18 protein-coding genes are annotated in these 18,607 nt (G+C 67.7%); 14 read left to right on the forward strand and 4 right to left on the reverse strand.

The window, feature by feature from the left end; all coding sequences use genetic code 11:
* Positions 1–13: 13 nt before the first annotated feature.
* Complete coding sequence (locus BBJ41_RS00465) at positions 14–1,090, reverse strand: regulator (RefSeq protein ID WP_069744836.1); 1,077 nt, start codon at positions 1,088–1,090, stop codon at positions 14–16.
* A 150-nt stretch (positions 1,091–1,240) separates the two neighbouring features.
* Between BBJ41_RS00465 and BBJ41_RS00470 the strand changes: the two genes are divergently transcribed.
* The 9 genes from BBJ41_RS00470 (at position 1,241) to ftsB (ending at position 12,127) form a co-directional block, all read left to right on the forward strand.
* Positions 1,241–2,494, forward strand: coding sequence for a lipoprotein-releasing ABC transporter permease subunit (locus BBJ41_RS00470; RefSeq protein ID WP_069744837.1), 1,254 nt, complete (start codon positions 1,241–1,243; stop codon positions 2,492–2,494).
* On the forward strand, positions 2,487–3,245 hold the full coding sequence (gene lolD, locus BBJ41_RS00475) for a lipoprotein-releasing ABC transporter ATP-binding protein LolD (protein ID WP_083281769.1): 759 nt from the start codon (positions 2,487–2,489) through the stop codon (positions 3,243–3,245). Before BBJ41_RS00470 ends, lolD begins: the two co-directional genes overlap by 8 nt.
* Positions 3,246–3,312: 67 nt before the next feature.
* A complete protein-coding gene (locus tag BBJ41_RS00480) occupies positions 3,313–4,101 on the forward strand; it encodes a TatD family hydrolase (protein ID WP_069744839.1) in 789 nt (262 codons plus the stop codon).
* 57 nt (positions 4,102–4,158) lie between these two features.
* The gene (locus BBJ41_RS00485; protein WP_069744840.1) at positions 4,159–6,642 is read left to right on the forward strand and encodes a DNA internalization-related competence protein ComEC/Rec2; all 2,484 of its coding nucleotides are present in this window, start codon (positions 4,159–4,161) and stop codon (positions 6,640–6,642) included.
* Positions 6,643–6,728: 86 nt separating this feature from the next.
* The gene (locus BBJ41_RS00490; RefSeq protein ID WP_069744841.1) at positions 6,729–7,574 is read left to right on the forward strand and encodes an alpha/beta fold hydrolase; all 846 of its coding nucleotides are present in this window, start codon (positions 6,729–6,731) and stop codon (positions 7,572–7,574) included.
* A 146-nt stretch (positions 7,575–7,720) separates the two neighbouring features.
* Positions 7,721–9,373, forward strand: a complete 1,653-nt coding sequence (locus BBJ41_RS00495) for a CTP synthase (protein WP_069744842.1) — start codon at positions 7,721–7,723, stop codon at positions 9,371–9,373.
* 2 nt (positions 9,374–9,375) lie between these two features.
* Entirely contained in the window at positions 9,376–10,230 is an 855-nt protein-coding gene (gene kdsA, locus BBJ41_RS00500) for a 3-deoxy-8-phosphooctulonate synthase (protein ID WP_069744843.1), read from the forward strand.
* A gap of 106 nt (positions 10,231–10,336) precedes the next feature.
* Positions 10,337–11,620 (forward strand): phosphopyruvate hydratase, encoded by a 1,284-nt coding sequence (gene eno, locus BBJ41_RS00505; RefSeq protein WP_069744844.1) that lies wholly within the window; start codon positions 10,337–10,339, stop codon positions 11,618–11,620.
* Between the two features lie 81 nt (positions 11,621–11,701).
* Positions 11,702–12,127 carry a cell division protein FtsB gene (gene ftsB / locus BBJ41_RS00510; RefSeq protein WP_069744845.1) on the forward strand — a complete coding sequence of 142 codons (426 nt, stop codon included), beginning with the start codon at positions 11,702–11,704 and terminating at the stop codon, positions 12,125–12,127.
* Between the two features lie 89 nt (positions 12,128–12,216).
* On the opposite strand, the gene BBJ41_RS00515 is transcribed toward ftsB, so the two are convergent.
* The 3 genes from BBJ41_RS00515 to BBJ41_RS00525 form a co-directional block, all read right to left on the reverse strand.
* Entirely contained in the window at positions 12,217–12,567 is a 351-nt protein-coding gene (locus BBJ41_RS00515) for a hypothetical protein (protein WP_069744846.1), read from the reverse strand.
* A 135-nt stretch (positions 12,568–12,702) separates the two neighbouring features.
* Positions 12,703–13,653: an Hsp33 family molecular chaperone HslO gene (gene hslO / locus BBJ41_RS00520; protein ID WP_069744847.1), complete on the reverse strand. Its 951-nt coding sequence runs from the start codon at positions 13,651–13,653 to the stop codon at positions 12,703–12,705.
* A 25-nt stretch (positions 13,654–13,678) separates the two neighbouring features.
* Entirely contained in the window at positions 13,679–14,203 is a 525-nt protein-coding gene (locus BBJ41_RS00525; RefSeq protein WP_069744848.1) for a gamma carbonic anhydrase family protein, read from the reverse strand.
* A gap of 147 nt (positions 14,204–14,350) precedes the next feature.
* Between BBJ41_RS00525 and BBJ41_RS00530 the strand changes: the two genes are divergently transcribed.
* The 5 genes from BBJ41_RS00530 to BBJ41_RS00550 all read left to right on the forward strand — a co-directional run bounded on the left by BBJ41_RS00530 (position 14,351) and on the right by BBJ41_RS00550 (position 18,606).
* Entirely contained in the window at positions 14,351–15,208 is an 858-nt protein-coding gene (locus tag BBJ41_RS00530; protein ID WP_069744849.1) for a ferritin-like domain-containing protein, read from the forward strand.
* A gap of 174 nt (positions 15,209–15,382) precedes the next feature.
* Positions 15,383–16,273 (forward strand): alpha/beta fold hydrolase, encoded by an 891-nt coding sequence (locus tag BBJ41_RS00535; protein WP_069744850.1) that lies wholly within the window; start codon positions 15,383–15,385, stop codon positions 16,271–16,273.
* Between the two features lie 82 nt (positions 16,274–16,355).
* Positions 16,356–17,186, forward strand: coding sequence for a 3',5'-nucleoside bisphosphate phosphatase (locus tag BBJ41_RS00540; RefSeq protein WP_069744851.1), 831 nt, complete (start codon positions 16,356–16,358; stop codon positions 17,184–17,186).
* Between the two features lie 73 nt (positions 17,187–17,259).
* Positions 17,260–17,892, forward strand: a complete 633-nt coding sequence (locus tag BBJ41_RS00545) for an L-threonylcarbamoyladenylate synthase (protein WP_069744852.1) — start codon at positions 17,260–17,262, stop codon at positions 17,890–17,892.
* A 51-nt stretch (positions 17,893–17,943) separates the two neighbouring features.
* On the forward strand, positions 17,944–18,606 hold the full coding sequence (locus BBJ41_RS00550; RefSeq protein WP_069744853.1) for a site-2 protease family protein: 663 nt from the start codon (positions 17,944–17,946) through the stop codon (positions 18,604–18,606).
* Position 18,607 lies beyond the last annotated feature (1 nt).

The raw sequence follows: 18,607 nt of genomic DNA on the forward strand, positions 1-18,607 counted from the left end.
CGGGGTCTGCTGGTTATTCGAACAGGGAGGCGAGCGCGCGGCGGCGCCAGAACTTGCGCAGGTCGCCGCGCGTCGCGTGCAGCGTCACGGAGCTCGTGTCGCCGCACAGCGTGAAGTCGACACTCGCCAACTCGCCGCTTCGCAGCGCCGCGAGCGCCGGCGCGAACCAGTCGCGCTCGAGCGTGGCGAGCCCGTCGTGCCAGCGCGCCCAGTCCTGCTCGATGAACGGGGTGGTCAGCGTTGGCAGCTCGACCAGCGTCGCGCCGTCGGCCGCGGGCAGCGCGCCGAACGTGGCGGGCGGGGCGCCGGCGTCGGCTTGCGCGGCGCGCGCGAGGCCGAGCGCCGCCGGCGACGCGGACAGCACACGCGCGAACGGCTGGCCGACCGGCTTCAGCGTGCCCTGCGCATGGAACCAGATCGAATTGACGGCCGGCAGGCCACGCGCCTCGCGGGCTTCGTTGACCGGGTGCTGGAACCACGCCATCTGCACTTCGTTCTGCAGTTTCATCCACATCCGCGAGCGTTCGCCCGTGTGCGCCTCGTGCGGCAGCCAGATCTCGATGTTGCGGCCGCTCGCGCGCAACGGGGCGGCGCCGGCGAGCCGCGCGAGCTGTTCGCTCGACAGGTACCAGCGCGCCGGGTTCGGCGCTTCGAGCCGCACGCCGAGTTCCTCGATCAGCGGCCGCGCGACCGCGAGCAGCGCGGCGGCGTCGCCGTCGTCGAGCGCGAGGGCGGCCGGATCGACGAGCACGAGGTGATCGTGCGCGATTTCGACGTGTACGGGCTCGACGCATGCCCACGCGTGGGTGCCGGGGTTGCCGCCGTCGGCAAGCAGCATGTAGGGCGCGAGCGGTGCCTCGTCCGCTGCGTTCCCTTGCGTGGCGCCGAACTGGCGGGCCAGCCAGCGCTCGTGCGGCAGCGTGCGCTGGAAGTCCTCGCCGGCCACGCGCTCGACGAGGCTCGCGCGGGCGAGCAACTTTTCGAGTGCGGGGCTGTCCAGCGTGTGCAGGGACGAGGCCGCATCGGCTGCCGACGGCAGCGCGAACGGAACGAGAAAATGGAGGCGTCGGTCGTGCATGATGGTGCGCATTGTATGGCAAACTGCGCGCGTGATCGGGCCGGCCGACGGCCCGTTTGCGTCCGGCGGCCGCTTTTCGACCGTGCCCGGGCCGGCAGCCGGCGCCGGGTGGCGGCCCGGCCGCGCGGCGCCTCCCCGCCGTAACCAGCAGAAAGGATTCGCTTGAAACTTCCGTACGAATGGCAGATCGGCTGGCGCTACACGCGCGCCGGCAAACGCACGACCGGTAACGGCTTCATTTCCTTCATCGCCCTCGTGTCGATGCTCGGGATCGCGCTCGGCGTCGCGGCGCTGATCGTCGTGCTGTCGGTGATGAACGGCTTCCAGAAGGAAGTGCGCGACCGCATGCTGTCGGTGCTCGCGCACGTCGAGGTGTTCTCGCCGACGGGCTCGATGCCCGACTGGCAGTTGACCGCGCAGGAAGCGCGCCGCAATCCGTCGGTGGTCGGTGCGGCGCCGTACGTCGACGCGCAGGCGCTGCTCACGCGCCAGGACGCGGTGAGCGGCGTGATGCTGCGCGGCGTCGAGCCGACGCTCGAGCCGCAGGTGTCGGACATCGGCAAGGACATGAAGGCCGGGCAGCTCGGCGCGCTCGTGCCGGGCCAGTTCGGCATCGTGCTCGGCGACGCGCTGGCCGGCAACCTCGGCGTGACGGTCGGCGACAAGGTCACGCTCGTGGCACCCGAAGGCTCGATCACGCCGGCCGGCATGATGCCGCGGCTGAAGCAGTTCACGGTCGTCGGCGTGTTCGAGTCGGGCCACTACGAATACGACAGCACGCTCGCGATGATCAACATCCGCGACGCCGAGGCGCTGTTCCGGATGTCCGCGCCGACCGGCGTGCGGCTGCGGCTGACGGACATGCAGAAGGCGCCGCAGGTCGCGGTCGAGCTGTCGCATACGCTGTCGGGCAGCCTGTACATCCGCGACTGGACCCAGCAGAACAAGACGTGGTTCTCGGCCGTGCAGATCGAGAAGCGGATGATGTTCATCATCCTCACGCTGATCATCGCGGTGGCCGCGTTCAACCTCGTGTCGTCGCTCGTGATGACGGTGACCAACAAGCAGGCGGACATCGCGATCCTGCGCACGCTCGGCGCGCAGCCGGGGTCGATCATGAAGATCTTCGTCGTGCAGGGCGTGACGATCGGCTTCGTCGGCACGGCGTCGGGCGTGGCGCTCGGCTGCCTGATCGCGTGGAGCATCCCGTGGCTGATCCCGATGATCGAGCATCTGTTCGGCGTGCAGTTCCTGCCGCCGTCCGTGTACTTCATCAGCGAACTGCCGTCCGAACTCGTCGCGAGCGACGTGATCCGGATCGGCCTGATCGCGTTCGCACTGTCGGCCGTCGCGACGCTCTATCCGAGCTGGCGCGGCGCGAAGGTGAAGCCGGCGGAGGCGCTCCGCTATGAATGACCGCGCGACCGCATTCGCGGATTCACGACAACACAACAAACAGGATTCGGCAGGTATGCAGGAATACGTGCTTCAGGCGCGCGGGATCACGAAGGCGTTCGTGCAGGGCGGCTTCAACGTGCAGGTGCTCAGCAATACCGAGCTGACGGTGCGGCGCGGCGAGAAGCTCGCGGTCGTCGGCGCGTCGGGCTCCGGCAAGAGCACGCTGCTGCATGTGCTGGGCGGGCTCGACGAGCCGAGCGCGGGCGAGGTGTCGCTGCTCGGCAAGCCGTTTACGCAACTCGCCGAGCGCGAGCGCAACGATTTGCGCAACCGTGCGCTCGGTTTCGTCTACCAGTTCCATCACCTGCTGCCCGAGTTCACCGCGCTCGACAACGTCGCGATGCCGCTGCGCATCCGCCGGATGACGACCGAGGACGCGCGCGAGCAGGCGCAGACGATGCTCGAGCGCGTCGGTCTCGGCCCGCGCGCGAAGCACCGGCCGGGCGAATTGTCGGGCGGCGAGCGGCAGCGTGTCGCAATCGCGCGTGCGCTGGTGACGAAGCCCGCCTGCGTGCTCGCCGACGAGCCGACCGGCAACCTCGACGGCACGACGGCCGACACGGTGTTCAACCTGATGCTCGAATTGTCCGAAACGCTCGAAACGAGCTTCGTGATCGTCACGCACGATCCCGATCTCGCCGCGCGCTGCGACCGCATCATGCGGCTGCGCGACGGCGTGCTGCACGAGGAGCCGGCGCTGCCGGTGTAAGCGAACGCCCCTGGTCGCGGGCTGCCGGGTTGGTCCCGGCGCGGCGCCAGGGTGCAGGAATGCCGCCATGTGGATCGATACGCACTGCCATCTCGATGCCGCCGAGTTCGACGCCGACCGCGACGCGGTCGCGCAGGCGGCGCACGCGGCCGGCGTGTCTCGCATCGTGATCCCGAGCATCGGGCGCGACAACTTCACGACGGTGCGCGAGCTCGCGCACCGCACGCCGGGCGCGGTCTATGCGCTCGGCATCCATCCGATGTATACGCCGCACGCACGCGACGAGGATCTCGACCGGCTGCGCATGGAGATCGAGGCGAGCCTCGACGATCCGCGCTTCGTCGCGATCGGCGAGATCGGTCTCGACTATTTCGTGCCGGGGCTCGACGAGGATCGGCAGCAGTTCTTCTATCAGGGGCAGCTCAAGCTGGCGCGCGAATTCGATCTACCCGTGCTGTGCCACGTGCGCAAGTCGCAGGACCGCGTGCTCGCCGGGCTGCGCCGCTTCGGCGTGCGGCGCGGCATCGCGCATGCATTCAACGGCAGTTTTCAGCAGGCCGACGCGTATCTCGCGCACGGCATGCATCTCGGCTTCGGCGGCAACGTGACGTTCGCGCGTGCGCTGCAGATTCGCCGGCTCGCCACGGAGTTGCCGCTCGACGCGATCGTCGTCGAGACCGACGCCCCCGACATCGCGCCCGAATGGGCGTACAAATCCCGTAACACGCCCGACCAGGTACCGCGCATCGGCGACGTGCTCGCCGAATTGCGCGGGCTCGACGCCGGCACGGTGTCCCTATGCACAACGGCTAACGCGCTCGCCGCGCTGCCGCGCCTCGCACTTTCGTCTGCATAATCGTTGACGGAAGGCGCCGCATTCGCAACCGCGGCGCCAGATCGACGAGGAGGCGGGATGCGTGTGTGGTGGATCGCGTTCGCGCTCGGCGTCGTCGTGCTGCAGCGACAGGCGGCGTTGCCGGGCGCGATCGCATGGACGATGAGTGCGGCCGTGCTCGCAGGCTGCGCGGTGCTGGGTGCGTGGTGCATGCGCTGCCGGCGCACGCGCCCGACCGTCGCGCTCGGATGGATGCTGTGCGTGATCGCGGCCTGCGTGGCGGGGTTCGGTTATGCGGCCGCGCGCGCCGAATGGCGGCTGCGCGACAGCTTGCCCGTCGAGTGGGAAGGGCGCGACATCGTCGTCACCGGTGTGATCCGGGGGCTGCCCGTCGTCGACGAAACAGGCGCGCGGCTGTTGTTCGCGGTCGAGTCGAACGATGCAGGGCTGGCTCGTTTCCCGCCATTGATCCGGCTGTCGTGGCGCGCCTACGGCGCACCTGCGACACGCGACGCGCTTCCCGACCTGCGCGCCGCGCAGCGCTGGCGCTTCGTCGTGCGCCTGAAGCGCCCGCACGCCGAATCCAATCCCGGCGTGCGTGACAGCGAGGCGGGGTGGCTCGCCGCAGGCATTCGAGCGATCGGGTATGTCAGCGTGCCGCGGCGCGCGGAATTGATCGGTGCGCGCGCCGCGGGATGGCTTGCATCGATCGACCGGCTGCGCGATGCGCTGCGGGCCCGCATCGGCGATGCGCTCGGGGCCGACTCGGCGCATCGCGGCATCGTCGCGGCGCTCGCGATCGGCGACCAGTCCGGCATCGGCGACGACGACTGGCGCGTGTTGCGCAACACCGGCACGAGCCACCTGGTTGCGATCTCCGGCCTGCATGTCGGGCTGGTCGGCGCGATCGCGGGCGGCCTCGTGTCGATGCTCTGGCGCCGGCTGCGCTGGCGTGAGCGGGCCGCGACTCTCGTGTTGCCGGCGCCGTATGCGGCATCGCTTGCCGCGCTGGCGGCCGCGGCCGGTTATGCGGCGCTTGCAGGCTTCAACGTGCCGGCGCAGCGCGCGTGGTGGATGATCGCGGCCGGCGGCATCGCGTATCTCGCCGGGCGCAGCGTGCCGACGTCCGCGGTGCTGTGCGCGGCGCTCGGCGGCGTGCTGCTCGCCGATCCGTGGGCCGTGCTGTCGGCCGGGTTCTGGCTGTCGTTCGGGGCGGTCGCCGTCATCCTGCTGGTCGTCGCCGGATGGCGCGCGGCGCGTACGTTCGATGCGGACGGCGACGCGGGCGGCAACACGGCTGGCCCATGGAGCGGGTTGTGCGCGTGGGGCAGGCGCGCAAGACACCGTATCGCCGAGGCCACGCGCGTGCAGTACGCGGTGACGATCGGCCTCGCGCCGTTGACGGCGGCGTGGTTCGCGCAGATCTCGCTGTCGGGCCCGTTCGGCAATGCGTTCGCGATTCCGTGGGTCAGCTCGGTCGTGACGCCGATCGTGCTGGCCGGCATCGTGATGCCCGCACCGCTGGATGCTCATGTGTTCCGGCTCGCGCACGCGGCGCTCGAACCGATGATGACGTTGCTCGGGCATCTCGCCGACTGGCCGGCGGGCGTGTTCTGGCTGCGCATGCCCGACTGGCCGGTGCTGGCGCTTGCGTGTATGGGTGTCGCGTGGGCGCTGATGCCGCGCGGCTGGCCGTTGCGCTGGGCGGCGCCGCTCACGTGGCTGCCGCTCGTCGCGCCGGCCCCCGATGCGCCGCCGCCCGGTGGTTTCCGGCTGACCGTGCTCGATGTCGGGCAGGGCGCGTCGGTGCTGGTGGAGACCACGCGGCGAACGTTGCTGTTCGATGCGGGGCCGGGCGCGGAGTCGACGCATGCCGGTGCGCGGATCGTCGCGCCGGCGTTGCGTGCACGCGGAATCAAGGAGATCGACTCGCTCGTGCTCAGTCATGCGGATGCCGATCACGCAGGCGGCGCACCGGCTGTTTATGCGGCTACCGACGTGCGCCAGTTGCTGGCCGGCATCCCGCCGAAGAGCGGGCTGTGGCGCGACGCGGCGGCTGCCGGCGTCGCCGACCGGCTGCCGTGCGCGGCCGGGCAGCGCTGGACCTGGGACGGCGTCGTGTTCACGATGCTCTCGCCGCCGGGCGGCCCGGGCCCGGGTTCGTCGAATGGCCAGTCGTGCGTGTTGCGCATCGACGCGGGCGGCACGTCCGCGCTGCTGACGGGCGACATCGATGCGCGCACCGAACGTCGGCTCGTGGCCACCGTGCGCGACGCGCTGGCCGCGCAGATCCTGGTCGTTCCTCACCACGGCAGCCGCACGTCGTCGGTCGAGCCTTTCCTCGATTCGGTCGGGCCGCGCGTCGCGGTATTTCCTGTAGGCTATCGCAATCGTTTCGGCCATCCGCACCGGACCGTCCTCGCGCGCTACGAGGCACGCGGGATCCCGTTGCCGCGCACCGATCGCGACGGCGCCGTGCGGTTCGACGTCGCGCCGGCCGGCGGCGGGTTTGCATTCGAGCGTCATCGCGACAGACGGCGGCGGTACTGGATGGACCGCTGACCGGCGCGAGGGCCGGATTACAAGGAATGCGCGGGACCGCGCAATGTGCCGAAGCGCGGCCCGGTAGAACAAGGAGACATCGGCGTTTGAAGGACATCCTCCACTTCTCGCATGCGAACGGCTTTCCGGCGTCGACGTACCGGACGATCTTCGCCGAACTGGCCGACGACTACGAGCTGCGCTACATCGAACGGATCGGCCACGACCGCCGCTACCCGGTGACGCGCGACTGGCCGCATCTCGTCGAGCAACTGCTCGACGACATCGGCAGCCGCTACGAGCGCCCCGTCTGGCTCGTCGGCCATTCGCTCGGCGGTTACCTGTCGCTGATGGCCGCGCTGAAGAAGCCGCAATGGGTGCGCGGCGTGGTGATGATCGATTCGCCGATCATCGCCGGCTGGCGCGCCGGCGCGTTGCGCGCGAGCCAGTGGGCGGGGCTCGACGAGCGGCTGTCGCCGGCCGCCGCGACGCGCAACCGGCGCACGCGCTGGGTGAGCCGCGACGAAGTCTGGCGGCACTTCCGCGAGAAGCCGGCGTTCGCGCGCTGGGACGAGCGGATGCTCGCCGACTACATCGACTACGGCATTCCGCAGGCCGGCGCCGATGGCGAACGCGCGCTCGCGTTCGACCGGCAGGTCGAATACCTGATCTACCGGACCTTGCCGCACACGCTCGGCCCGCGGCTTGCGCACGGCGCGCCGGTGCCGCTCGGCTTTCTCGCCGGCACGCGTTCGCGCGAGGTGCGCCAGGTCGGGCTCGATGCGACGCGGCGGGCTGCGCGCGGGCGCGTCGAATGGCTCGAGGGCAGCCACCTGTTCCCGATGGAGCGGCCGCTCGAAACCGCCCGCGCATTGCAGCGGATGCTGAATTCGCTGAAGGCGGCGGAGGGCGACGTTTCGCCGGGCGCTGCCCCGCTCGCGAAGCGCGCCTGACGCTTCGCCGGGCGGGCCCGGCCGCACCGGCCGGCCGGTTTGCCCGGCCAGCGCGGGTCGGCGCGAAAGGGCGCGATCATCGCGTCAGTTGCTGAGAAAAGGGCGGGCTTTACGGTATAATCCGTTTTTCCCGCGAGCATCCAGCGATGACCAAATATGTTTTCGTCACCGGCGGCGTAGTTTCTTCCCTTGGCAAGGGTATTGCCGCCGCTTCCCTCGCCGCGATCCTCGAATCGCGCGGTCTGAAAGTCACCCTCCTCAAACTCGATCCCTACATCAACGTCGACCCCGGCACGATGAGCCCGTTCCAGCACGGCGAAGTGTTCGTGACGGAAGACGGAGCGGAGACCGACCTCGACCTCGGCCACTATGAGCGCTTCATCAGCACGAAGATGCGCAAGGCCAACAACTTCACGACCGGCCAGATCTACGAATCGGTGATCCGCAAGGAACGCCGCGGCGACTATCTCGGCAAGACCGTGCAGGTCATCCCGCACATCACGAACGAAATCCAGGCGTTCATCGAGCGCGGGGCCGCGTCGGCCACCTGCGGCGAGCCGGATGTCGCGATCGTCGAGATCGGCGGCACGGTCGGCGACATCGAGTCGCTGCCGTTCCTCGAGGCTGCGCGCCAGATGAGCCTGCGCCTCGGCCGCAACAGCGCGTGCTTCGTGCACCTGACGCTGGTGCCGTACGTCGCGACGGCCGGCGAGCTGAAGACGAAACCGACCCAGCACAGCGTGCAGAAGCTGCGCGAGATCGGCATCCTGCCGCACGTGCTGCTGTGCCGTGCGGATCGCCGCATCCCCGACGACGAATCGAAGAAGATCTCGATGTTCTCGAACGTGCCGGAAGACGCCGTGATCTCGGTGTGGGACGCCGACAGCATCTACAAGATTCCGCAGATGCTGCACGACCAGGGCCTCGACCGCATCATTTGCGAGGAGCTGAAGCTGTCGCCGAAGGAAGCCGACCTGAGCATGTGGTCGGCGCTCGTCGAAAAGCTCGAGAACCCGAAGCACGAAGTGACGATCGGCATGGTCGGCAAGTATGTCGACCTGACGGAGTCGTACAAGTCGCTGATCGAAGCGCTGCGCCACGCGTCGCTGCATACGTCGACCAAGGTCAACATCGAGTACATCGACTCGGAAGAGATCGAGGCGAACGGTGTCGACAGCCTGAAGCACCTCGACGCCGTGCTGGTGCCGGGCGGTTTCGGCCGTCGCGGCACGGAAGGCAAGATCGCGGCGATCCGCTATGCGCGCGAAGCGAAGGTGCCGTATCTCGGCATCTGCCTCGGCATGCAGCTCGCGGTGATCGAATTCGCGCGCGATGTCGTCGGTCTGAAGCAGGCGAACAGCACGGAATTCGATGCGGATACGCCGGAACGCGTGGTCGCGCTGATCACCGAATGGCACGACCGCGAAGGCAAGGTCGAGACGCGCACTGAAGAGTCCGATCTTGGCGGCACGATGCGCCTCGGCTCGCAGCGCTGCCCGATCAAGCCGGGCACGATGGCCGAAGAAATCTATGGCAAGGACGTGAACGAACGCCATCGCCACCGTTATGAAGTCAATAACCGCTTCGTGCCCCAGCTCGAAGCCGGCGGCCTTATCATCAGCGCCCGTACCCCGAGCGAGGATCTGCCGGAAATGATGGAGCTGCCGCGTTCGATGCACCCGTGGTTCGTCGGCGTCCAGTTCCACCCGGAATTCACGTCCACGCCGCGTGACGGTCATCCCCTCTTCAAGTCGTTCGTCGAAGCCGCGCTCGCCAACAAGCAAGCGCGCGGAGTGTAAGCATGAAGCTTTGCGATTTCGAGGTCGGTCTCGACAAGCCTTTCTTCCTGATCGCGGGTACCTGCGTCGTCGAATCGGAGCAAATGACGATCGACACGGCGGGCCGCCTGAAGGAGATCTGCGAGAAGCTGAACGTTCCGTTCATCTACAAGTCGTCGTACGACAAGGCGAACCGCAGCTCGGGCAAGTCGTTTCGCGGCCTCGGAATGGACGAGGGCCTGCGGATCCTGTCCGAGGTGAAGCGCCAGCTCGGCCTGCCGGTGCTGACCGACGTGCATTCGATCGACGAGATCGAGCAGGTCGCGTCGGTCGTCGACGTGCTGCAGACGCCCGCGTTCCTGTGCCGCCAGACCGATTTCATCCAGGCGTGCGCGCGCTCGGGCAAGCCCGTCAACATCAAGAAGGGCCAGTTCCTCGCGCCGCACGACATGAAGAACGTGATCGACAAGGCGCGCGACGCGGCGCGTGAAGCGGGGCTGTCGGACGACCGTTTCATGGCGTGCGAGCGCGGTGTCTCGTTCGGCTACAACAACCTCGTGTCGGACATGCGCTCGCTCGCGATCATGCGCGAGACGAACGCTCCCGTCGTATTCGACGCGACCCACTCGGTGCAGCTGCCGGGCGGGCAGGGCACGAGCTCGGGCGGTCAGCGCGAATTCGTGCCGGTGCTCGCACGTGCGGCGGTCGCGACGGGCGTTGCGGGCCTCTTCATGGAAACGCATCCGAATCCGGCCGAGGCGAAATCCGATGGCCCGAACGCGGTGCCGTTGAACCGGATGGGCGCGCTGCTGGAGACCCTCGTCACGCTCGACCAGGCGGTGAAGCGCAATCCGTTCCTGGAAAACGATTTCAATTAAAGATCGAATGAACCTTGCGACGGCTTCGCGCGTCTGTAGCGAAAGCGGTTCCGGCACGCACGCCGTCGCAGTTTGAAGAATCCATCGTCATTCTCAGAGGAAACCCATGAGTGCAATCGTAGATATCATCGGCCGCGAGATTCTGGATTCGCGCGGCAACCCCACCGTCGAATGCGACGTGCTGCTCGAATCGGGCACGATGGGCCGCGCGGCGGTGCCGTCGGGCGCGTCCACGGGCTCGCGTGAAGCGATCGAACTGCGCGACGGCGAAGCCGGCCGCTACAACGGCAAGGGCGTGCTGAAGGCAGTCGAGCACATCAACACCGAAATCTCCGAAGCCATCATGGGCCTCGACGCGTCGGAACAGGCGTTCCTCGACAAGACGCTGCTCGAGCTGGACGGCACCGACAACAAGTCGCGCCTCGGCGCGAACGCGATGCTGGCCGTGTCGATGGCCGTCGCGAAGGCTGCGGCAGAAGAAGCCGGCCTGCCGCTGTACCGCTATTTCGGCGGTTCGGGCGCGATGCAACTGCCGGTGCCGATGATGAACATCGTCAACGGCGGCGCGCACGCGAACAACAGCCTCGACATCCAGGAATTCATGATCGTCCCGGTCAGCCAGCCGACGTTCCGTGAAGCCCTGCGTTGCGGCGCGGAAGTGTTCCACGCACTGAAGAAGATCCTGAGCGACCGCGGCATGAGCACGGCAGTCGGCGACGAAGGCGGCTTCGCGCCGAACTTCGGCAGCAACGACGAGTGCCTGTCGACGATCCTCCAGGCGATCGAGAAGGCCGGCTATCGCGCGGGCGAAGACGTGCTGCTCGCGCTCGACTGCGCGGCATCCGAGTTCTACCACGACGGCAAGTACCAGCTCGCGGGCGAAGGCCTGCAACTGTCGTCGGCCGAATTCACCGACTACCTCGCGACGCTCGCCGACAAGTTCCCGATCGTGTCGATCGAAGACGGCATGCACGAAAGCGACTGGGAAGGCTGGAAGCTGCTGACCGACCGCCTCGGCAAGAAGGTGCAGCTCGTCGGCGACGACCTGTTCGTCACGAACACGCGCATCCTGAAGGAAGGCATCGAGAAGGGCATCGCCAACTCGATCCTCATCAAGATCAACCAGATTGGTACGCTGACCGAAACGTTCGCGGCGATTGAAATGGCGAAGCGCGCGGGCTACACGGCCGTGATCTCGCACCGCTCGGGCGAAACGGAAGACTCGACGATCGCGGACATCGCGGTCGGCCTGAATGCCGGTCAGATCAAGACGGGTTCGCTGTCGCGCAGCGACCGTATCTCGAAGTACAACCAGCTGCTGCGCATCGAGGAAGATCTCGGCGGCATCGCGAGCTACCCGGGTAAATCGGCTTTCTATAACCTGCGCTAACGCGCTACTATCGGGTTTGTCATATCGACGCCGCTCTGCGCATGTGCGCGGAGCGGCGCTTCTTATATCTGCGTCTCTTACATGCGGCTTGTCACTGTCGTCCTGATTGTCTTGCTGGCGCTCATTCAGTACCCCCTATGGTGGGGACACGGCGGCTGGCTGCGGGTGCATGAATTGCGTCAGCAGCTCAACGACCAGCTCCAGAAAAATGCGGACGAGAAGCTGCGCAACGAGCGGACCGCAGGCGAAGTGCAGGATCTGCAGAGTGGCACCGCGGCCATCGAGGAGCGCGCGCGCTACGAGATGGGCATGGTGAAGGACGGTGAAGTATTCGTGCAGTTTGTGTCGCCGAATGCGCCGGCCGGGCCGCTGAACAACACGCCGTCGAACACGTCGACGCGCGGTGCCGTCTCTGCGGCGCCGGTGCGGGTCGTGCCGAATCCACAGTCGATCGCGAAGCCGTCGCGGCATCACGGCGGCGACAAAGGCAAGGCTGCACATCACTGAGCGCGGCAGCTCGAATCCATTAAAAAAGCGCGGGAAATGCCGCGCTTTTTTATTTCCTGCCGGTGTTCAATCGGGCGTGCGATGCACGCTCACCACCACCAGCCCGGGTAGCCGTAGCTGACGCCCGTTCCCCAGCGATTTCCCCATCCGCCGTAATAGCCGCCGTAGACGGTCACGGGTGGCGGCGAGTAATAGGCCCACGCGCGCGCGGCTGCCTCGGCGGCCATCGCGTCGTTCTGTTCGCGCAGCACCTGCCGATCGATCTCGTCGTAGCGCTTGCGTTCGGCGCTCGACAGCACCGGCGGCTGGCCATTCGACGCGCCCGGTTCGGGCAGGCGGCTCAGGATCGTGGAAGACGGCGGCGGCACCGCGCAGCCGGCGAGCGCGAGCGTGCCGGCGGCAATGCTCGTCAGGATGATGAAGCGGAAAGGGCGATTCATGTGTTTCTCCTGCAGCGCGCCGACGACGGGAAGCGGCTTGCGCCGAAGGCCGAGCCTTCGGCGCCGGAGCCATGCGTGCGACGCTCGTGCGTCATTATGCGCCCGTGCCCATGCAGCGGGCACGATGCGCACCGCTCAGTGACGCTGGTCGGTTGCCGGCGCAATGCCGGTTTCGAGCGCGGGCGACGCGAACAACTGCGCGACGTCGACCGGATCGAATTCGTAGCGCTGGTTGCAGAACTCGCAGTGGATTTCGACGTGGCCGCGCTCGACGATCACGCTGTCGACTTCGTCACGGCCGAGCATGCGCAGCATCGCACCGACCTTCTCGCGCGAGCACGAGCACTGGAAGCGCGTGCCGGCCGGCTCGAAGTGCTGCACGTTTTCCTGCCAGAACAGCCGGCGGAACACGACTTCCGGTTCGACCTCGAGCAGCTCCTTCGCGGACAGCGTGCCGCCCAACGTGCAGACGCGCTCCCACGTGTCGATATCGGTTTCGGCGTTGCGCGGCACAATGCCGCCGTCGCCCGGCAGCTTCTGCAGCAGCATGCCGACCGCGCGGTCGCGATCGGCCGCGAGCCACAGCCGCGTGTCGAGCTGCTCCGAGTGATGCATGTAGTGCTCGAGTACCTGCGACACCGATTCGAGCGGCCCGTCGACGCCGTTCAGCGGGACGATGCCCTGATACGGCTGCTGGCCCGGCAGCTTGTCGGCCGGATCGAGCGTGATCACGCAACGGCCGTGGCCGCTCGCGTTGACGAGCGACGCGAAGCTCGTGTCGTCGCCGATCGTTTGCGCCGAGTCGCCGGAGAACTTCGCGGTGGCCCGCATCGCCAGATCGGAGCCGCACTGGACGACCAGCATCTGGACCGGCCCGTCGCCGAAGATCTGCATGATCAGGGTGCCGTGAAATTTCAGGTTCGCGGACAGCAGCGCGCACGCGGCCATCATCTCGCCGAGCACCGTGCGCACGGGGGCAGGGTAGTCGCGGCGGGCGAGCACTTCCTGCCACGTATTGCGCAGCGAGACGATCTCGCCGCGCACGGGCGCCGCATTGAACATGAATTTCTGTAACTGGTCGCTCACTCTTCTTCCTTGAAATCCGTGCGAATCAGCCGATCCGCACGAGTTGCTCCTTGAAATGCGCACGCCGCTCGACGTACGTCTTCGCGTTCGTGCGCAGCCGGGCGATGTCTTCGGCCGACAGCTCGCGCACGACTTTCGCCGGTGCGCCGAGAATCAGCGAATTGTCCGGGAACGTCTTGCCTTCCGTCACGACCGCGCCGGCGCCAACCAGACAGTTGCGGCCGATGACTGCTCCATTCAAGACCACCGCCTGAATACCGATCAGCGAACCTTCGCCGATCGTGCAGCCGTGCAGCATCGCCTGGTGCCCGATCGTCACGTTTTCGGCAATCGTCAGCGGAAAGCCGGGGTCCGTGTGCAGTACCGCGCCTTCCTGGACGTTGCTGCCGGCGCCGACGGCAATCGTTTCGTTGTCGCCGCGAATCGTCGCGCCGAACCAGACGCTCGCGTTTTCCTCGAGCACGACCTTGCCGATGATGGCCGCCGTATCGGCGACGAACACGCTTTCGTGGATCGTCGGGGCCGTATCGCCCAGCTTGTAGATCGTCACGGAGTCTCCTTGTCTCTTTGATAATGGGCGCCGGTAGAATGGCGCGTCTGGTTGGCCCGGCGCATTGCGCCGCGGAACAATCGCATATTGTAAACCGTCGCGTGCGTATGCTCCCGCGATGTGCGTACAGGGTGGGTGTCCCCGTTTATGAGTCTGGTGTCTTCTTCTTTCGGCAATGTGCCGGCCTGCGTGCGCCGCGCCGCGCTCGACGCGCTGCGTGCGCCGGAACCCGCGGCCAAGGCCGCGCAGGTGCGCGCGCTGTACGACGCGCTGCGGGCCGGGCAGGCCGTGATCGCACCGTCGCTCGAACTGGCCGAACCGGCTGATTTGCCCGGTCGCCCGGCGCGCCCGCCGCTCGTCGAGCCGCGCCAGCTCGAGCGGCGCAGCATGCGTTCGCCCGAAGGGCGCGCCGTGCTGCTGCACGCGATCGCGCATATCGAATTCAACGCGATCAATCTGGCGCTCGACGCGGTCTGGCGCTTCGCGGGCCAACCGGACGCGTTCTACGCGGACTGGCTGAAGGTCGCGGCCGAGGAGGCCTATCACTTCACGCTGTTGAACGATCGCCTCGCGGCATTCGGGCATGCGTACGGCGATTTTCCCGCGCACAACGGGCTGTGGGAGATGTGCGAGCGGACCAAGGGCGATCCGCTCGCGCGCATGGCGCTCGTACCGCGCACGCTCGAAGCCCGAGGGCTCGATGCGTCGCCGCCGATCCGCGCGCGGCTCGTGCAGGCGGGCGACGATGCATCGGCCGCGATTCTCGACGTGATCCTGCGCGACGAGATCGGGCATGTCGCGATCGGCAACCGCTGGTTCCGGCATTTGTGCGACGAGGCCGGGCGCGATCCCGTGCCGGCATACCGGCAGCTCGCCGAGCAGTACCATGCGCCGCGGCTGCGCGGCCCGTTCAATTTCGATGCGCGTCGCGATGCCGGATTCGAGCAGGCTGAACTCGACGAACTGGCAGCGCAGGACAGGGCGGACGGAAACGCCGGGCGCTAGCCGGGGTGCGGCAGGCTGCGTTGCCCACCGCCCACCGCCTCAGGCGCCGGGCCAACCGCGCGCCCTCGCAAGCTGTCGGGCCCCCGTCGCTAGAGACGTGTCTCGGGCCGCCGACCGCCGGAACGCAGGCGCCGCCGCTATAATCGAACGATCATTCTTTTTTTGGCGGCTGCGATGAGTGCCTCGAGTTCTGTTTCCGATTTCGTCATGGTGCGCGGCGTCCGACTGCATGTGCGGCGCTGGGGCCGGCCCGATGCGCCGACGCTGTTCATGCTGCACGGCTGGATGGACGTCGCGGCGTCATTCCAGTTCGTCGTCGATGCGCTCGCGGGCGACTGGCAGGTGATCGCGCCCGATGCGCGGGGCTTCGGGCTGTCAGACTGGCCGGTCGCACGGCAGGGCGGCGGTCACTACTGGTTCCATGAATACCTGGGCGATCTCGATACGCTCGTCGACCACTATGCGCCGACCGGCGAAGTCAACCTGGTCGGGCACAGCATGGGCGCGAACGTCGTGTGCCTGTATGCCGGCGCGCGGCCGGAACGCGTGCGGCGCGTAGTCGACCTCGAGGGTTTCGGGCTCGCGCCCGCGCGGGCCGAACAGGCGCCGCGCCGGCTGCGCAGCTGGCTGGACGAGCTGCGCGAGCCGCCCGCGCTGCGGCCTTACGCGTCCCTCGACGAGGTGGCGGCGCGCCTGATCAAGACCAATCCGCGGCTCGATCCGCGCCGCGCCGCGTTTCTCGCCGAGCACTGGTCGAAGCGCGGCGACGACGGCCTCTACCATCTGCTGGCCGACCCCGCGCACAAGATGCCGGGCCCGCTGCTGTACCGGCTCGACGAAGTGATGGCCACCTGGGCGCAGGTGCGCGCGAAGGTGCTGCACGTCGAGGCCGTCAATTCGCCGACGCTCGCGCACATTGCCGGCGATATCCCGCTGCCGGAATTCAAGGCGCGTTTCAACGCGTTCCCCGACTGGCGCGAGAAGCTCGTCGAGGACGCCGGCCACATGGTGCATCACGACCAGCCCGAGCAGATCGCGGCGCTGATCGAGGCGTTCTGCGCGTAAGCGCGCGGCGGCGGCGGCGGGGCAGGCCGGCGGCGGAATTGCCGCGTTGCAGTAGAATGAAGCCTTACCTGCCATGCCTACAATGAACGCCGATCTCCACTGCCATTCGAATGTTTCCGACGGGTTGCTGTCGCCTGCCGACGTCGCGCGCCGCGCCCATGCCGGCGGCGTGACCCTGTGGGCGCTGACCGACCACGACGAGATCGGCGGCCAGGCGGCGGCGCGCAGCGAGGCGGAAGCGCTTGGCATGCGCTACCTGAGCGGCGTCGAAATTTCGGTCACGTGGGCGTCGCGCACCGTGCACATCGTCGGCCTGAACATCGATCCCGCGAACCCGGCGCTCGTCGACGGCCTGTACCGCACGCGGCACGGCCGCGCGGCGCGCGCGGTGGCGATCGGCGAGCAGCTCGCGACGCTCGGCATTCCGGGCGCGTACGAAGGCGCGCTCAAATACGTATCGAATCCCGACCTGATTTCGCGAACGCATTTCGCGCGCTTCCTCGTCGAGAACGGCCACGCCGAGTCGACGTCCGACGTGTTCGACCGCCTGCTCGGCGATGGCAAGCCCGGCTTCGTCCCGCATCGCTGGGCGACGCTGCCCGACGCGGTCGCTTGGATTCGTGCGGCGGGCGGCGAAGCGGTGGTCGCGCATCCGGGCCGTTATCGCTATACGCCCGTCGAATTCGACGCATTCTTCGGCGAATTCATCGACCTGGGCGGTCGCGCGATCGAAGTCGTCACGGGCAGCCACACGCCTGACCAGTACCGCGAATACGCGGACGTTGCGCGCCGCTTCGGCTTCGAAGTGTCGCGCGGCTCGGATTTCCACGCGCCGGGCGAGGGCCGTGTCGAGCTCGGCGGCTTGCCGTCGTTGCCATCCGACCTGACGCCGGTCTGGGAGCGCTGGCTCTGACGTCCGGCGGCTGCCTGCCGCCCGAGTTGCGCGCCGTCACGCGCATTCGACTTACCCCTCTTTACGTGTTCCCATGTCCCAGTTCTTCAGGATTCACCCGGATAATCCGCAGCCGCGCCTGATCAAGCAGGCCGTGGAGATCGTCAGCAAGGGCGGTGTGATCGCGATGCCGACCGATTCGAGCTATGCGCTCGCGTGCCATCTCGACGACAAGGATGCGGTCGAGCGTGTGCGCCGCATTCGCGGCCTCGACGAGAAGCAGCACCTGTCGCTGCTCGTGCGCGACCTGTCGGAGCTCGCCAACTTCGCGATGGTCGACAACCGTCAGTACCGGCAGATCAAGTCGGTGACGCCGGGCCCGTACGTCTTCATCCTGCAGGCGACGAAGGAAGTGCCGCGCCGGCTGTCGCACCCGTCGCGCAAGACGATCGGGTTGCGCGTGCCCGATCACGCGATCACGCTCGCGCTGCTGGAGTCGCTCGGCCAGCCGCTGCTCGGCACGACGCTGATCCTGCCGCCGGACGACGAGCCGCTCAACGATCCCGAAGAAATCCGCACGCGGCTCGAGAAACAGGTCGACCTCGTGATCGACGGCGGCGCATGCCCGCGCGAACCGTCGACGGTGATCGACTTGACGGGCGACGAGCCGGAACTCGTGCGCGCGGGGCGCGGCGCGCTCGAGCCGTTCGGACTTTCGGCCGCGTAAGCGCGCGCCGTTCCATTTTTTGCGCGAGTGCGCTTGTTACAATAACGCGATATGGATGCTTCCCTGATACAGACCATCGCCGTCTACGCGCTGCCCGTGATCTTCGCGATTACGCTGCACGAGGCCGCGCACGGCTACGCCGCCCGCCTGCTCGGCGACAACACCGCCTACATGATGGGGCGCGTGTCGTTCAATCCGATGCGCCACATCGATCCGATCGGCACGATCGCGATCCCGCTCGCGATGTATTTCCTGACGGGCGGCGCATTCCTGTTCGGCTATGCGAAGCCGGTGCCGGTTTCGTTCGGCAACCTGCGCGATCCGCGCTGGGGCAGCCTGTGGGTATCGCTCGCAGGCCCGGCCTGCAACTTCGTGCAGGCGCTGATCTGGGGTGTGCTGACCCTCGTGCTTCCTGCCGTCGGCATCGACGAGCCGTTCTTCACGCGGATGGCGTTCGCCGGCGTCAGTGCGAACCTCGTGCTCGGCGTGCTGAACCTGTTTCCGCTGCCGCCGCTCGACGGCGGCCGCATCCTGGCGGCGCTGCTGCCGCCGAAGCAATCGATCGCGCTGTCGCGCATCGAGCCGTACGGTTTCATCATCGTCCTCGCGCTGGTCGCGACGGGCGTGCTGACGAATTTCTGGCTGCGTCCGCTCGTCAATGTCGGCTACGCGGTCCTGAGCGCCATCCTGTCCCCATTCGCCTCGCTTTTCTAAC

The sequence above is a fragment of the Burkholderia stabilis genome (assembly GCF_001742165.1).
In the GTDB taxonomy this organism is placed as follows: domain Bacteria; phylum Pseudomonadota; class Gammaproteobacteria; order Burkholderiales; family Burkholderiaceae; genus Burkholderia; species Burkholderia stabilis.

Coding starts and splice junctions, on each gene's coding strand:
- BBJ41_RS00465 (WP_069744836.1), bottom strand. CDS start 1,090: ATGCGCACCATCATGCACGACCGACGCCTCCATTTTCTCGTTCCGTTC.
- lolD (WP_083281769.1), top strand. CDS start 2,487: ATGAATGACCGCGCGACCGCATTCGCGGATTCACGACAACACAACAAA.
- BBJ41_RS00480 (WP_069744839.1), top strand. CDS start 3,313: ATGTGGATCGATACGCACTGCCATCTCGATGCCGCCGAGTTCGACGCC.
- BBJ41_RS00485 (WP_069744840.1), top strand. CDS start 4,159: ATGCGTGTGTGGTGGATCGCGTTCGCGCTCGGCGTCGTCGTGCTGCAG.
- BBJ41_RS00495 (WP_069744842.1), top strand. CDS start 7,721: ATGACCAAATATGTTTTCGTCACCGGCGGCGTAGTTTCTTCCCTTGGC.
- kdsA (WP_069744843.1), top strand. CDS start 9,376: ATGAAGCTTTGCGATTTCGAGGTCGGTCTCGACAAGCCTTTCTTCCTG.
- eno (WP_069744844.1), top strand. CDS start 10,337: ATGAGTGCAATCGTAGATATCATCGGCCGCGAGATTCTGGATTCGCGC.
- ftsB (WP_069744845.1), top strand. CDS start 11,702: ATGCGGCTTGTCACTGTCGTCCTGATTGTCTTGCTGGCGCTCATTCAG.
- BBJ41_RS00515 (WP_069744846.1), bottom strand. CDS start 12,567: ATGAATCGCCCTTTCCGCTTCATCATCCTGACGAGCATTGCCGCCGGC.
- BBJ41_RS00530 (WP_069744849.1), top strand. CDS start 14,351: ATGAGTCTGGTGTCTTCTTCTTTCGGCAATGTGCCGGCCTGCGTGCGC.
- BBJ41_RS00535 (WP_069744850.1), top strand. CDS start 15,383: ATGAGTGCCTCGAGTTCTGTTTCCGATTTCGTCATGGTGCGCGGCGTC.
- BBJ41_RS00540 (WP_069744851.1), top strand. CDS start 16,356: ATGAACGCCGATCTCCACTGCCATTCGAATGTTTCCGACGGGTTGCTG.
- BBJ41_RS00545 (WP_069744852.1), top strand. CDS start 17,260: ATGTCCCAGTTCTTCAGGATTCACCCGGATAATCCGCAGCCGCGCCTG.
- BBJ41_RS00550 (WP_069744853.1), top strand. CDS start 17,944: ATGGATGCTTCCCTGATACAGACCATCGCCGTCTACGCGCTGCCCGTG.